11 protein-coding genes are annotated in these 15,241 nt (G+C 72.7%); all 11 read left to right on the top strand.

Features of this window, described 5'->3' with window-relative positions:
- Nucleotides 1-214: 214 nt before the first annotated feature.
- Nucleotides 215-688: a transcription elongation factor GreA gene (gene greA / locus PATMI_RS0124835; RefSeq protein ID WP_026912864.1), complete on the top strand. Its 474-nt coding sequence runs from the start codon at nt 215-217 to the stop codon at nt 686-688.
- Nucleotides 689-725: 37 nt separating this feature from the next.
- Entirely contained in the window at nt 726-2,237 is a 1,512-nt protein-coding gene (lysS, locus tag PATMI_RS0124830) for a lysine--tRNA ligase (RefSeq protein ID WP_026912863.1), read from the top strand.
- 241 nt (nt 2,238-2,478) lie between these two features.
- Nucleotides 2,479-4,869 (top strand): FdhF/YdeP family oxidoreductase, encoded by a 2,391-nt coding sequence (locus tag PATMI_RS0124825; RefSeq protein ID WP_084270431.1) that lies wholly within the window; start codon nt 2,479-2,481, stop codon nt 4,867-4,869.
- 234 nt (nt 4,870-5,103) lie between these two features.
- Nucleotides 5,104-7,692 (top strand): ATP-dependent Clp protease ATP-binding subunit, encoded by a 2,589-nt coding sequence (locus tag PATMI_RS33145; RefSeq protein WP_036726400.1) that lies wholly within the window; start codon nt 5,104-5,106, stop codon nt 7,690-7,692.
- 524 nt (nt 7,693-8,216) lie between these two features.
- Nucleotides 8,217-9,275 carry a PLP-dependent transferase gene (locus PATMI_RS0124815; RefSeq protein ID WP_036729968.1) on the top strand — a complete coding sequence of 353 codons (1,059 nt, stop codon included), beginning with the start codon at nt 8,217-8,219 and terminating at the stop codon, nt 9,273-9,275.
- 98 nt (nt 9,276-9,373) lie between these two features.
- Entirely contained in the window at nt 9,374-10,813 is a 1,440-nt protein-coding gene (gene radA, locus PATMI_RS0124810; protein ID WP_036726397.1) for a DNA repair protein RadA, read from the top strand.
- Nucleotides 10,814-10,995: 182 nt separating this feature from the next.
- Nucleotides 10,996-12,108, top strand: a complete 1,113-nt coding sequence (gene disA, locus PATMI_RS0124805; protein WP_051472256.1) for a DNA integrity scanning diadenylate cyclase DisA — start codon at nt 10,996-10,998, stop codon at nt 12,106-12,108.
- Nucleotides 12,109-12,183: 75 nt separating this feature from the next.
- Nucleotides 12,184-12,849, top strand: a complete 666-nt coding sequence (locus PATMI_RS33140; protein WP_051472255.1) for a CarD family transcriptional regulator — start codon at nt 12,184-12,186, stop codon at nt 12,847-12,849.
- 102 nt (nt 12,850-12,951) lie between these two features.
- Entirely contained in the window at nt 12,952-13,722 is a 771-nt protein-coding gene (locus PATMI_RS0124795; protein WP_026912857.1) for an IspD/TarI family cytidylyltransferase, read from the top strand.
- A complete protein-coding gene (locus PATMI_RS0124790) occupies nt 13,716-14,639 on the top strand; it encodes a histidinol-phosphatase (RefSeq protein WP_026912856.1) in 924 nt (307 codons plus the stop codon). Before PATMI_RS0124795 ends, PATMI_RS0124790 begins: the two co-directional genes overlap by 7 nt.
- Nucleotides 14,639-15,130, top strand: a complete 492-nt coding sequence (gene ispF, locus PATMI_RS0124785; RefSeq protein WP_026912855.1) for a 2-C-methyl-D-erythritol 2,4-cyclodiphosphate synthase — start codon at nt 14,639-14,641, stop codon at nt 15,128-15,130. Before PATMI_RS0124790 ends, ispF begins: the two co-directional genes overlap by 1 nt.
- Nucleotides 15,131-15,241: the final 111 nt, after the last annotated feature.

Here is a 15,241-nt window from a genome sequence, read left to right as displayed (position 1 = left end):
GGTCGCGGCCCCGCACGCCGGACCCGCATCGCCCGTCGGGGCCCCGGATCGTCCCGGCGCCGGACGGACGATCGACGGCGACTCCCCGGCCGCGGTCGCATTGTCGCGGGACGCCGTTATACTGCCGCGCTCGATAGGCGGCCGGTCGCGGATCGACGCCAGAAACACTCCCGCCGACGCCCTGCACGGGCGACGAAGGCGAAAGGTCCCCACGTTGCCCAAGGACGTCATCCTCACCCACGAGGGTCTCGACAAGCTCAAGAAGGAGCTGGACCACCTCTCGACCGTCAAGCGTCGCGAGGTCGCGGAGCGCATCAAGGAGGCTCGCGAGTTCGGCGACATCTCCGAGAACTCCGAGTACGACGACGCGAAGACCGAGCAGGGCATGATCGAGGGCCGCATCCTCGAGATCGAGGAGCAGCTCCGCTCCGCGTCCGTCATCGACGAGTCGTCGCTGACGACGGACGCCGTCCAGATCGGCACCCGCGTGTCGGTGAAGGACGAGAAGGGCAAGACCAAGGAGTACGCGATCGTCGGCTCTGCCGAGGCCGATCCCGCGGAGAACAAGCTCTCCAACGAGTCGCCCGTCGGCAAGGCGCTGCTCGGCCAGCCCAAGGGCGCCACCGTCAAGGTCGCGCTGCCCAACGGCAAGACGCGCACCCTCGAGGTCGTCGGCATCTCGCGCTGAGCGAGATCGCCGCGCCCCCGCCGCCCCTCCCGGCCGCATGACCGACACCACGCCCGACGCCGCGACGGCGGCGGAGGACGGCACCGACCTCCTCGCCGTCCGCCGCGCGAAGCTCGACCGCCTGCGCGCCGCGGGTGTCGACCCGTTCCCGCACGACTTCGACGACGTCGAGCCGATCGCCGGCGTCCGCGAGCGCCACGCCGGCCTCGAGGACGGTGCGGAGACCGAGGACCGTCACCGCATCGCGGGACGTCTCCGCGCCCGCCGCGGCCAGGGGAAGATGGCCTTCCTGGACCTCGACGACCGCTCGGGCCGGATCCAGCTGCAGGCGAAGCTCGACGTCCTGGGCCCCGAGGTCATGTCGCGGCTCCTCGACGACGTCGACCTCGGCGACCTCCTGGGCATCGACGGCACCGCGTTCATGTCGCGGCGCGGCGAGCTCACGCTCCGCGTCGAGGCGGTCACCGTCCTGGCGAAGTCCCTTCGGCCGCCGCCCGACAAGCACCACGGCCTGCAGGACCAGGAGGTCCGCCAGCGCCGCCGCGAGCTCGACCTGATCGGCAACGAGGACACCCGCAGGGCCTTCGTCACCCGCTCGAGGATCGTGTCGGAGATCCGCCGCTTCCTCGACGGCGAGGGCTTCCTCGAGGTCGAGACCCCGGTGCTGCAACCGCTCTACGGCGGTGCCCTGGCCCGGCCGTTCACGACGCACCACAACGCGCTGGGCCGCGACCTCTACCTGCGGATCGCGACCGAGCTGTACCTCAAGCGGCTGATCGTCGGCGGCCTCGAGCGCGTCTACGAGCTCGGCAAGAACTTCCGCAACGAGGGCATCTCCCACAAGCACAACCCCGAGTTCACGATGCTCGAGTGGTACGAGGCCTACGCGGACGTCGAGGACGCCGCGGACCGCCTCGAGGCCTGCGTGCAGCACGTCGCCCGCGCCATCGAGGACATGGTCCCCCCCAGCCCCATCCGCTGGACCGAGCCGTGGGCGCGCAAGACGCTGGCGGGCGCGATCGAGGAGGAGACCGGGATCGACGTCCTCGCGCACCGCAGCGCCGAGGAGCTCGCCGCCGTCATCCGCGCGTCGGACCGCACCGACGTGCACCCCGACGACCGCACGTGGCCGCAGCTCGTCGACGACCTGCTGTCCAAGGACGTCGAGCCGAAGCTGCAGCAGCCCACGATGCTGTTCGACTATCCCGTCGAGCTCTCGCCGTTCGCGAAGCGCAAGCGCACCGCGACGGGCGAGGACACCGGCCTCGTAGAGCGCTTCGAGGCCTTCGCGCTCGGCATGGAGATCGCCAACGCGTTCTCCGAGCTGAACGACCCGGACGAGCAGCGCCGGCGCTTCGAGGAGCAGGCGCGCCTCGAGCTCCAGGGCGACGACGAGGCCCAGCAGTACGACGAGTCCTACGTCGAGGCGCTCGAACAGGGCATGCCGCCGACCGGCGGCCTCGGCCTGGGCATCGACCGCCTGGTCATCTGCATGACGGGACGCAGCACGATCCGCGAGGTCGTCCTCTTCCCGACGATGCGCGACTGACCCGGCCGAGCGGGGCGGCGCCAACACGGCGTACGCCCGGTCGACCGGCGGTTGATCCCGCGCACCAGGGGGTACCTTCGGTCGCGTGAGCACGCGTCGGACCGGCACCCCCGTCTTCCGTGGTCGCCCCGGCCGGAAGCTCCCGCAGCTGCCGCGGCGCGGCCGGACCGACCGCGACCACGACGTCGCGCAGGACGACGCCGGGCTTCGGGTGGGACCGCCGAAGGACCACGCCGTCGGCATGGGCGCGACGTGGTCGATCGCGAAGCAGGGCATGCGCCACCTGGGCGTGACGCGCTCCGCCGCGACGCTGCTGCGCATCAACCAGCCGAAGGGCTTCCAGTGCCCGAGCTGCGCGTGGCCGGAGCCCGAGGGAGGCGCCGGCCCGATCGAGTTCTGCGAGAGCGGCGCGAAGGCCGTCGCCAACGAGGCCACCAGGATGCGGGCCTCCCGCGAGCTCTTCGCCCGGCACAGCGTCGAGGACCTGCGCGGCCGCACGGGGCACTGGCTCGAGCAGCAGGGCCGGCTGACCGAGCCGATGTACCTCGCGCCGGACGCGACCCACTACGTGCCGATCGGCTGGGACGAGGCGTTCGGCGTGATCGCTCGGGAGCTCCGCGCCCTGGACTCGCCGGACGAGGCGACGTTCTACACGTCCGGCCGCGCCAGCAACGAGGCCGCGTTCGCGTACCAGCTGTTCGTTCGCGCGTTCGGCACGAACAACCTCCCCGACTGCTCGAACATGTGCCACGAGTCGACGAGCAAGGCGCTCGGCGACACGATCGGGATCGGCAAGGGCAGCGTCTCGATGAGCGACCTGCCGGAGGCCGACCTCATCATCGTCGCCGGCCAGAACCCGGGGACGAACCACCCGCGGATGCTGATCTCGCTCGAGGAGGCGAAGGAGGCCGGCGCGAAGATCATGGCGGTCAACCCGCTCCCCGAGGCCGGGCTCCAGCGGTTCGACAACCCGCAGCGCCCGCTCGAGCTCGCCGGCCGCGGCACGCACCTCCAGGACCTCCTCGTCCAGCTCCGCCTCGGCGGCGACGGCGCGCTCTTCCAGGCCTTCTCGCGCCTGCTCCTCGAGGCCGACGACGAGGCACGCGCCGCCGGCCGTCCGCCGGTGCTCGACCACGAGTTCATCGCGACCCACACCGACGGCTTCGCCGAGCTCGAGGCCCACCTCCGCGGCCTGGACTGGGCGGACCTCGAGCACGAGACCGGCCTCACCCGCGCGGAGATCGACGAGGCGATGGCGCTGGTCCTCCCGGCGGAGAGGATCGTCGTCTGCTGGGCGATGGGGCTGACCCAGCACCGGCAGTCGGTGGCGATCATCCAGGAGGTCGTGAACTTCCTCCTGCTGCGCGGGAACGTCGGCCGCCCGGGCGCCGGCCTCTGCCCGGTGCGCGGCCACAGCAACGTGCAGGGCAACCGCACCGTCGGCATCTGGGAGCAGCCGCCCGAGGCGTTCCTGGACCGCCTGCAGGAGGCCCTCGGGTTCGAGCCCCCGCGCGAGCACGGCCTCGACGTCGTCGACAGCGTCCGGGCCTTCCGCGACGGGCGCCTGAAGGTCTTCTTCGCCCTCGGCGGCAACTTCGCCTCCGCCGTCTCGGACACCGAGGTCACCGAGGCCGCGCTCCGGCGCGCACGGCTCACCGTGCAGGTCTCGACGAAGCTCAACCGCTCGCACCTCGTCACCGGTCGCGAGGCGTTGATCCTCCCGACCCTCGGGCGCACCGACCGCGACGTCGTCCCCGACGGCCCGCGACGGGGCACGGCGCAGTTCGTCACGACGGAGGACTCGATGAGCGTCGTGCACGCCTCGCACGGGCACCTCGAGCCGCCGTCGCGCGAGCTTCGCAGCGAGACGCGGATCGTCTGCGGGCTGGCGCGGGCCGTGTTCGGTCCCCCGACGCAGCGCGGCGAGGCCGAGGGCCACCACACGCCGTCCGGGAGCTCGTCGATGCCGGACGGCCACGACTCGGGCGTCGACGGCGACCGCGGGCTCGGCACGCCGACCGGCCGCGCGGAGGACCTCCCGTGGGAGGCGATGGCCGACGACCACGACCTGATCCGCCGCCAGATCGAGGCGGTCGTCCCCGGGTTCGACGACTACGGGACGCGCGCCCAGCGGCCCGAGGGGTTCCAGCTGCCGCACCCGCCGCGCGACGAGCGGCGGTTCGAGACGGCGACCGGGAAGGCGCGCCTCACGGTCAACGTCCTCGACCCGATCGTCGTCCCCGACGGGCACCTGCTGCTGCAGACCCTGCGCTCGCACGACCAGTACAACACGACCGTCTACGGGCTGAACGACCGCTACCGGGGGATCAAGGCCGGCCGCCGCGTCGTGCTGGTCCGGCCGGAGGACCTGGACCGGCTCGGGTTCGAGGACGGCGCGGTCGTCGACCTCGTCTCCGTCTGGCGGGACGGCGTGGAGCGCCGGGCGCCGCGCTTCAAGCTCGTGGGCTACCCGACGGCCCGCGGGTGCGCCGCCGCGTACTACCCCGAGACGAACTCGCTGATCCCGCTCGACAGCGTCGCGGAGGGCAGCAACACGCCGACGTCGAAGTCGGTGGTCGTCCGGTTCGAGTCCTGCCGCGACCCGGCACCGGGCCGGCCGCTCGTGCCGTGACGGCGGACGACGGGCGTGCCACGATGCCCGGGGTCCGGCGCCGGGACGGGCGTCCGGGCGGACGGGCGCGTCAACGCGCGTCGTACGGATGGCCTGGACATCCGGTCGGTCTTCGTACGCCCTGGCGCATCCGTCCGCCGCGAGGTGCCGTAGAACCTGTTGAAGACAGGGAGCCTGGAGGGGTCCGGTTGGGCCACTGGTAGGATTCTTCTCGAGCCACGGAAGGACCCAGGGATGTTCGAGCGATTCACAGAACGAGCCAGGCAGGTAGTCGTTCTCGCCCAGGAAGAGGCGCGGACGCTCAAGCACAACTACATCGGGACGGAGCACATCCTCCTCGGTCTGTTGCGCGAGGAGGAGGGGCTCGCAGCGCGCGTGCTGGAGAGCCTCGACATCACCGTCGAGCGCGTCCGCGCGCAGGTGGTGCGGATCGTCGGGTCGGGTGAGGAGGTCACGTCCGGCCAGATCCCGTTCACGCCCCGCGCCAAGAAGGTCCTCGAGCTCGCGCTGCGCGAAGCGCTGAGCCTGGGCCACAACTACATCGGCACCGAGCACATCCTGCTCGGCCTGGTCCGGGAGAACGAGGGCGTCGCCGCCCGCATCCTCCTCGACTTCGACGCCGACTCGGAGAAGATCCGCAACGAGGTCATCCGCATGCTGTCCGGCCCGGGTGGCCGGCGGCAGACGGCGGGCTCGTCGGTCTCCGGCGCAGGCCAGACCGCGGAGGGCACGCCCCAGAAGCGCTCCTCGAAGGTCCTCGACCAGTTCGGTCGCGACCTGACGAAGCTCGCCGCCGAGGGCAAGCTCGACCCGGTCGTCGGGCGCGAGAAGGAGATCGAGCGGATCATGCAGATCCTCTCGCGGCGCACCAAGAACAACCCGGTGCTGATCGGCGAGCCGGGCGTCGGCAAGACGGCCGTGGTCGAGGGCCTCGCCCAGCAGATCTCCTCCGGCGAGGTGCCGGAGCTCCTGCGCGACAAGCAGATCTACACGCTCGATCTCGCCGCCCTGGTCGCCGGGTCGAAGTACCGCGGTGAGTTCGAGGAGCGCCTCAAGAAGGTGATGAAGGAGATCGCCAACAAGGGCGACGTCATCCTCTTCATCGACGAGATCCACAACCTCGTCGGCGCCGGCGCCGCCGAGGGTGCGATCGACGCCGCCTCGATCCTGAAGCCCGCGCTGGCCCGTGGCGAGCTGCAGACCATCGGCGCGACGACGATCGACGAGTACCGCAAGTACCTCGAGCGCGACTCCGCGCTGGAGCGTCGCTTCCAGCAGGTCCGCGTCGAGCAGCCGTCGACGGAGGAGGCCGTGCAGATCCTGAAGGGCCTGCGCGACCGCTACGAGCAGCACCACAAGATCGAGATCACCGACGAGGCCCTCGAGGCCGCCGTCGAGCTCGCCGACCGCTACATCTCCGACCGCCAGCTGCCGGACAAGGCCATCGACCTCGTCGACGAGGCTGCGTCGCGCAAGCGCATCCGCTCGATGAGCTCGCCGCCGGTGTTCCAGGAGGTCGAGGAGCAGATCGCCGAGGCCCGTCGCAAGAAGGACGCGGCGATCGAGGCCCAGGAGTACGAGACCGCCGCGTCGCTGCGCGACGAGGAGCGCAAGCTCGTGCAGAAGAAGCGCGAGCTCGTCGAGAAGTGGGAGCAGGGCGAGGGCGACCAGCCGCGCCTCTCCATCGGCGAGGAGGAGATCGCCGACATCGTCTCGATGTGGACCGGCATCCCCGTCTTCAAGCTGACGGAGGCCGAGACGCGCCGCCTGATGCGCATGGAGGAGGAGCTCCACGAGGCCGTCGTCGGCCAGGAGCAGGCCGTCAAGGTCGTCTCGAAGGCCATCCGGCGCTCCCGCGCCGGCCTGAAGGATCCGAAGCGCCCGACGGGCTCGTTCATCTTCGCCGGCCCCACGGGCGTCGGCAAGACGGAGCTCGCCAAGTCCCTGGCCAACTTCCTGTTCGGCGACGCCGACGCGATGGTCCGCGTCGACATGTCCGAGTACATGGAGAAGCACGCCGTCTCGCGGCTCGTGGGCTCGCCCCCGGGCTACGTCGGGTACGACGAGGGCGGCCAGCTGACCGAGGCCGTGCGGCGCAAGCCGTACTCGGTGCTGCTGCTCGACGAGATCGAGAAGGCTCACCCGGACGTCTTCAACCTGCTGCTGCAGATCCTGGAGGACGGTCGCCTGACCGACTCCCAGGGCCGCACGGTCGACTTCCGGCACGCCATCGTGATCATGACGTCGAACATCGGCGCGTCCGAGATCGCCAAGTCGACGCCGCTGGGCTTCCAGCTCGGCGACGAGGACGAGGCCATCACGTACGAGGACATGAAGCAGCGGGTCACCGGTGAGCTCAAGAAGGCCTTCAAGCCCGAGTTCCTGAACCGCATCGACGAGGTCATCGTCTTCCACAAGCTGACGAAGCCGCAGATCACGACGATCGTCGAGCTGATGATCGATCGCGTCCGCAAGTCGCTGAAGGATCGCGAGCTCACGCTCGAGCTGTCGGACGGCGTCAAGGACCTCCTGGTCGAGAAGGGCTGGGATCCCGCCATGGGCGCCCGTCCGCTCCGCCGGGCGATCCAGCGCTACATCGAGGATCCGCTCGCGGACTTCGTGCTGGCCAACCAGGTCCCGCCGAACGCGCTCGTGAAGGTCGACGTGAACCCGGACGAGGACGCCGAGGAGAAGGTCGTGCTCTCGATCGTCGAGGGTGCCGTCCCCGTGCCCGCCACGGTCGGCGCGACGGACGAGGACGCCGCGACGGACGAGAAGCCCGCCGAGGGCTCCGCGGACGACGTCGCGGCCTCGGACGCCTGATCGCCCGCCGGACACCCGTGTGACGACCGCGAGGGCGGGCCTTCGGCCCCGCCCTCGGTCGTTAGGCTACGGCGCGTGATCCGCAAGCCATCCCTGCGACCGCGCCGGTCCGGCGCCGACGTGCGTCCCACCGGGGGCCGCTCGTGAGCGACGAGCAGGACGAGCCGACGGGCGACGCCTGGGTCAAGGGCGAGGCCGGGGTCCTGCCCAAGGGGCTCGCCGCAGCCGCACGGGCCCGGCTCGACCAGCAGCGCGAGCGCATCGCCGCGGCGCGCGGTGGCGGGAACGCCGCGACGCCGGACGGCGACCGGCCGGCTCCCCGGCGGTCGCCCGACGAGGCGTCCGCCCCGGATCGCGTGCCATCGGGTCGTCCTCGGCCGTCGTCGGCCGCGAGCGCGGCGCCGACCTCGTCCACGGGGGGGCGCGACGCCGAGGCCCGGCCCGCGCCCGCCCGGGCCCGGCGCGCGGAGCCCGACGCCCGCCCGCAGGCGGACCCGGAGCCCGCACCGGCGCAGGGCGACGTCCTGGGTCTCGCGACGCAGGTCGTGACCGCCGGGATCGCCGCCCCCGTCCAGGGCGAGCCGTTCCTCCGCGGCCCGGTCTTCGCGGGCCCGTACCACGCCGCCGGGGACGTCGGCGACGCACCGCACCTGTACGGGCGGATGAGCAACCCCGGGTTCGAGCGCTACGAGCAGGCGCTCGCCACGCTCGACGGGGGCCGGTCGGTCGTCTTCGCATCCGGGATGGCTGCGGCGACGGCCGTCCTCCAGACGCTCCTCGGTCCCGGCGACCTCCTCGTCGCGCCGAACGACGGGTATCCCGGCGTGCTCCAGTACGCCCGCGAGCACCTCGCCACCCGCGGCGTCGGGGTCCGGACGGTGCCGACGACCGACGAGGCGATCCGCCGCGCGGCGAAGGGCGCCGCCCTGGTCTGGATCGAGACGCCGGCGAACCCGGGACTCCAGGTCCTGGAGCTCGGCGCGACGATCGCGGCGTGCCAGGAGGCCGGGGCCCGCGTGGTGGTCGACAACACGCTGGCGACGCCGCTCCGGCAGCGGCCGCTCGACCTCGGGGCGGACCTCGTGGTCTCCTCGGACTCCAAGCACCTCACGGGGCACAGCGACCTCATCCTCGGCCACGTGTCGGGCACGGACGCGGACCTCGTGGAGCAGCTCCGGCGGTGGCGGACCCTCGCGGGTGCCGTCCCGGGACCGTTCGAGATCTGGCTGGCGCACCGCTCGCTCGGGACGCTCGACGTGCGCCTCCGACGCCAGGAGGCCGTGGCCGTGGCCGTCCACGGCACCCTCGCGGCCCGCGAGGACCTCGAGGACGTCCGGTACCCCGGGTTCAGCAGCGTCGTCGGGTTCGACCTCGGGTCGATGGCCCGCGCCAAGCGCTTCCTCGCGACGCTGGAGCTCGTGGCAGAGGCCACGAGCTTCGGCGGCATGCACTCGACGGCCGAGCGGCGCGACCGCTTCGGCGACGGGCAGGTCGGCCCCGGGTACATCCGCTTCTCCGCCGGGCTGGAGACGCCGGGCGACGTCGTCGCCGACCTCGTCCGCGCGCTCGACGCCACGGGCTGACGGGCCTGGCGGCGGCCGGTCGACGGTGGATCGTCACCGGATCGGCACGGGAGCGGGCTGGACCGTCCGCCGGTCGCGGGCGTAGCGTTGCCCCGTCCATGGCCCGTGCCGCGACCGTCCACGTCTGCACCGCCTGCGCCCACGAGTCCCCGCGCTGGCTCGGCCAGTGCCCGGGGTGCGGCGCGTGGGGCACGATCACCGAGGAGCGCGCGAACCGACCGACGGGAGGACGTGGCGGCACCGCACCCGCCGCCGGCCCCTCCGCCAAGGCCCGCGGGGGCGTGCCGGCGGGCGTCCCGACCCGGCTCCGGGACGTCAGCGCCCCGAGCGTGCCACGGCTGCGGACGGGGCTGGGGGAGGTCGACCGCGTGCTCGGCGGCGGCCTGGTGCCCGGGTCGCTCGTCCTGCTCGGCGGCTCGCCGGGCATCGGCAAGTCGACGCTCCTGAACACCGTCCTCGGGCACCTCGAGGGTGCGGGGACGCGCACGCTCTACGTCTCCGGGGAGGAGTCGGCCGCGCAGGTCCGGCTGCGCGCCGAGCGGCTCGCGGCGCCACCGAAGGCGGAGGACGTCGCCGCCGGGATCGGGTCGCACGACCCGCGGGGGCTCGAGGCCGCGCTCGACGTCCCGATCCTCGCGGAGACCGACCTCGCCACGGTGATCGCGACGATCGAGGAGCTGCGCCCCGAGGTCTGCGTCATCGACTCGGTCCAGACGATGCACGACCCGGACCTGACGGGTGCCCCGGGGTCCGTCGGCCAGGTGCGGGAGGTCGCGGGGCGCCTGATGGAGGTCGCCAAGCGCCTGGACGTCGCGACGGTGCTCGTGGGCCACGTGACGAAGGAGGGCTCGCTCGCGGGTCCCCGCGTCCTCGAGCACCTCGTGGACTGCGTGCTGCAGTTCGAGGGCGAGCGCGAGCGGACGTACCGGACGCTCCGCGCGAGCAAGAACCGCTTCGGCTCGACGAACGAGGCCGGGGTCTTCGAGATGCGCGGCGTCGGCCTCGTCGAGGTCCTGGACCCGTCGGCGCGGTTCGTGGGCGAGGCGACGAAGGCGGCCGGGTCGGTGGTGCTCTGCGCCATGGAGGGCTCCCGGCCACTGCTCGTCGAGGTCCAGGCGCTCGTCTCCCCGAGCGAGCTCGTGCCGCCGCGTCGCGTCTGCAACGGGATCGACCGCAACCGCCTGGCCCTGGTGCTCGCCGTGCTGGGGCGGCACGCCGGGCTGTCGACGAGCACGCACGACGTGTTCGTCAACGTCGTCGGCGGCGTCCGGGCGGACGAGCCGGGGGCCGACCTCGCCGTCGCCCTCGCGGTCGCCTCCGCCGCCCGCGGGATCGTCCCGGGCGGCGACGCCGGGGCGGACCTCCCGGTCGCGTGCTTCGGCGAGGTCGGGCTGACCGGGGAGCTCCGGGGCGTCGGCCACGCCGATCGGAGGCTCGCCGAGGCCCGCAAGTTCGGGCTGCGGGACGTCATCGCCCCGGAGCGGCACGCGACGCTCCGGGAGGCCCTCCGCGCGGCGTTGCCGAAGCGTTCGACCTGACCGATCAGGAACGGACACGCGGCTCCCGCCCGGAAGGCCGCTCGCGCCCGTCCGTCCGCCGTGACGGGGCCGGGACCGCCCGTGGACGCGGGAAACGGGGTCTTCGGCGACCGTGAGCGAACGTGTTCGCCCACCCAAAACGACCGTCGAGCAACGGCTACGACCTTGATACAATCGTTGCGATGGTCCAGCGCCCCGGCGAAGAGTTCCAAGAACTCGAAGGTCGTCAGGAACCCCGGCTGGTGAAGGCGCTCGAGATGATTGCGCCCGGTACCGCTTTGCGGGAGGGCATCGATTCGATCTTGAACGCGCACACCGGTGGGCTCCTGGCCATCGGTGAGCCCGAGGAGATCACGCACCTCTGTTCGGGCGGCATCCGCCTGGACATCGACTACACGCCGGCGCTGCTCTACCAGCTGGCGAAGATGGACGGCGCGATCACGCTGAACGCCAACGCGACGAAGATCGCGATGGCGAACGTCCAGCTCGTGCCGGATCCCACGATCCTCACGCAGGAGACCGGCACCCGGCACCGCACCGCGGAGCGCGTCAGCAAGCAGACCGCCGCGCTCGTGATCGCCGTCTCGCAGCGCCGCGAGGTCGTCTCCCTCTACGTCGACGGCATGCGGTACCAGCTCGACCAGATCCCGGTGGTCCTCGCGAAGGCGAACCAGGCGCTGGCGACGCTCGACAAGTACCGCGCCCGCCTGGACCAGGTCTCCACCCGCCTCTCGGCGCTCGAGTTCGAGGGGGGCGCGTCGCTGCACGACGTCCTCACCGTGCTCCAGCGCGCCGAGCTCGTCTCCCGCATGGCGGTCGAGATCGAGCGCTACATCGTCGAGCTCGGCACCGACGGCCGGCTCATCGAGATGCAGCTCGAGGAGACCACCGTCGGCACGGCGGGGGAGAAGGCCGCGCTCGTGCGCGACTACTCCACGGACCCCGGCGAGGAGGCGGTGGCCGAGGCGCTCGACCTCCTGCCGCGGCTCCCGCACCCCGATCTTCTCGATTTCGGTCGACTCGCCGAGCTCCTCGGCTTCAACCGGAAGCTCAACACGCTGGACTACCCGGTCAGCCCTCGCGGGCACCGGGTGCTGGGGCGCATCCCGCGCCTCCCCAAGCTCGTCGTCCAACAGATCATCGAACGGTTCGGTGGCCTGGACGAGCTGCTCGTCGGAACCGACACCGAGCTGGAATCGGTGCCGGGCGTCGGCGAGATCCGGGCGAAGGACATCCGCGAGGGCCTTCGCCGCCTGCAGGAGATCAACCTCGTCGATCGCTACCTGCAGACGTGACGCCTCACCGCGTCGCGCCTGCCGAAGGCGATCGTTCCGCCGCGCCCGAGCGCGGCCCATCCCAGGAGGGACCACATGACTGAGACCATCGACGACGATCTGTTCGAGATCCCGATCAGCACCGACTGCGACTTCCAGGTCGGAGACAACGTCGTGTACCCGCACCACGGTGCGGGAGTCGTGAAGTCCCGTGCTCCGCGCACCGTGCTCGGCGAGGAGCGCGAGTACCTGCGGATCCGGATCCTGCACAACGACATGACGGTCCACGTCCCGTGCGACCAGGCCAACGCGGTCGGGCTGCGCCGGGTCATCGACGAGGACACGGTCCGCAAGGTCCTCGGCGTGCTCGAGGGTCCGTGCACGGACATGCCGAAGAACTGGAACCGGCGCTTCAAGCACAACCGCGAGAAGATCAAGACCGGCAACATCTACGAGCTGGCCGAGGTCGTCCGCAACCTCGCCACGCGCGAGAACGAGAAGGGCCTCTCGACGGGCGAGAAGCAGATGTTCACGCGTACCAAGAAGGTGCTCGCCTCCGAGCTCATGTACGCGCTCGAGAAGACCGAGGACGAGGCCGAGGAGTACCTCGACGGCATCCTCGCCCCGCCCGCCGAGGGCTCGCCGCAGGCCATCGCCCTCGCCGCCCACGCCGCCGCCGCCGCGGCCGCCGCCGAGGACGAGGCGGACGACGAGGACGAGTCGGCCGACGAGACCGACGCGGAGCTCGCCCTCCAGGACTGAGGTCCGTGCCCGCCGGCAGCCCGGAGCGTCGACGCTCCGGGCTGCCGGCGGGTCGTGGTCCGGCGTGATGCCTCCCGTCGTGTCCACCGCACGGCCGTCCCCGTGGCCGTAGCCGTCGTCGTCGCCGGCGGCGCCGGCACGCGCCTCGGTCACGTCCTCCCCAAGGCCCTCGTCCCGCTCGCGGGGCGCCCGCTCGTGGCCTGGTCCCTCGAGGTCCTGTGCGCCGTCGCGCTGCTGCGGCGCATCGTCGTCGTGCTGCCCGCGGGGGAGGAGCTCCCGGACGACCCGACCGCGTGGGGCCTCGCGCCCGGCGCGTGGGACGGGCCGGACGGGCGACGCGTCGTCGCGGTCCCGGGCGGCGCCGAGCGGTCGCACTCGGTGCGCGCGGGTCTCCGCGCCGCCGGCGACGGGCCGCCCCAGGAGCCCGTGCTCGTGCACGACGGGGCCCGCCCGATGGTCACCGTGGACCTCGTCCGTGCCTGCCTGCTGGGCGTCGCGGCGGGCGCCGACGCCGCCATCGCCGCCGCCGCGGTGACCGACACCGTCAAGTCCGCGCGCGCGCCGCACGGCGCCCCGCCCGAGCCGGGGGACCCCGTGGGGCTGCCGCGCGTGGACCGCACGATCGACCGCTCGCTGCTGTGGTCGATCCAGACGCCGCAGGTCTTCCGCCGTGGCATCCTCGCCGCCGCCATGGACCGCCCGGACGTGGAGCTCGCCGCCGCGACCGACGACGCCTCGCTCGTCGAGGCCGCGGGCGGCGACGTCCGTCTGGTCCCGGCCCCGCGGACCAACCTGAAGGTCACCGTGCCCGAGGACCTGCACCTCGCCGGGCTGCTCCTGCGCGAAGTCGGGCAGAATCCCGCCCCGTGCTGAGCGATCTCCACGTGCACCTGCGTCCCGACGCCCATCCGTCGGAGCCCGACCAGTACTTCACGGGGAAGAACGGCGAGGCCTACCGCGCCGCCGCGACGGCCCGCGGGATCACGGAGCTCGGCGCCTCGGAGCACATCCATCGCTTCGAGCAGGCCCTCGACGTGTGGCAGCACCCGTTCTGGAAGTTCTCCGCGCGGGACGACCTCGACGCCTACTGCGCGTTCGTGCGCGAGGAGACCGACCTCAAGCTCGGGATCGAGGCCGACTTCATCCCCGGCCGCGAGGACCGGATGGCCGAGCTCCTCGGGGCCCGCGACTGGGACTACGTGATCGGCTCGGTCCACTTCCTGGCGGACCGCGGCGTCGACGCCGAGTACTCCGAGACCGGGACGAACTGGGACGTCTGGGACGGGGCCCGCAGCGCCGACGACGTCTGGCGGAAGTACTTCGAGACGCTCGCCGAGTGCGCGCGCAGCGGCCTCTACGACATCCTGGCGCACCCGGACCTCGTGAAGGTCTGGGGCCGGAACCGGCCGGCGCCCGAGATCGACCCGCGCTACTTCTACGAGCCGGCGATCGAGGCGATCGCCGAGTCCGGGATCGTGGTCGAGATCTCCACCGCGGGGCTGCGCAAGCCCGCGGGCGAGCTCTACCCGGCGACCGCGTTCCTCGAGATGGTGGCCGACGCCGGCAACGCGGTCGCGCTGTCCAGCGACGCCCACACCACCGAGCACCTCGGGTACGGCTACGCCGAGGCCCTGGAGGCCCTCGACGCCGTCGGGATCACCGAGCTGACGACGTTCGAGCGCCGGACGCCGCGCGCGATCCCGATCGAGGACGCCGACCGCGAGACCGCGCACCGCCACGGGAACACCCCGCCGCCGGCGATCGACCCCGAGACCGGCCGGCCGGGCTGATGACCGCGTTCGACGTGCGGACGGGGCTCGGCTGGGACAGCCACCGGCTGGTCGCGGGACGCCCGCTGATCCTCGGCGGCGTCCGGATCGAGAGCGAGCTCGGCCTCGACGGGCACAGCGACGCCGACGTCCTCACCCACGCGGTCATCGACGCCCTGCTCGGGGCCGCCGGGATGGGCGACATCGGCGAGCACTTCCCCGACACCGACGAGCGCTGGCGCGGCGCCGACTCGATCGCGCTCCTGCGCCACGTCGCGGGCCTCGTGGCCGACGCCGGGTGGACGACGACGTCGATCGACGCGACCGTGATCCTCGAGCGGCCCAAGCTGAAGCCGCACAAGGAGGCCATGGCGGCGGGCCTCGCCGACGCCGCCCGGATCGCGCCGGACCGCGTCAACGTGAAGGCGACGACGGCCGAGCGGCTCGACGCGGTCGGACGCGGGGAAGGGGCCGTCGCCCAGGCCGTCGCCACGATCGTCCGGGGACAGTGAGCGCGGGCACGCGGCCGGCCGAGCCGTCCCGCGACGTCCCCGGTCGGCGCAGCACCCACCCGGGGCCCGGCGGGCGGGGCGGCACCGCGGGACCCGCCCGCGGATACGATG

Origin of the sequence: Patulibacter minatonensis DSM 18081 (assembly GCF_000519325.1) — a bacterium.
GTDB classification, from domain to species: Bacteria; Actinomycetota; Thermoleophilia; order Solirubrobacterales; family Solirubrobacteraceae; genus Patulibacter; species Patulibacter minatonensis.
Note: the sequence above shows the minus strand (reverse complement) of the source record. Positions and strands in the feature narration are given on the sequence as shown.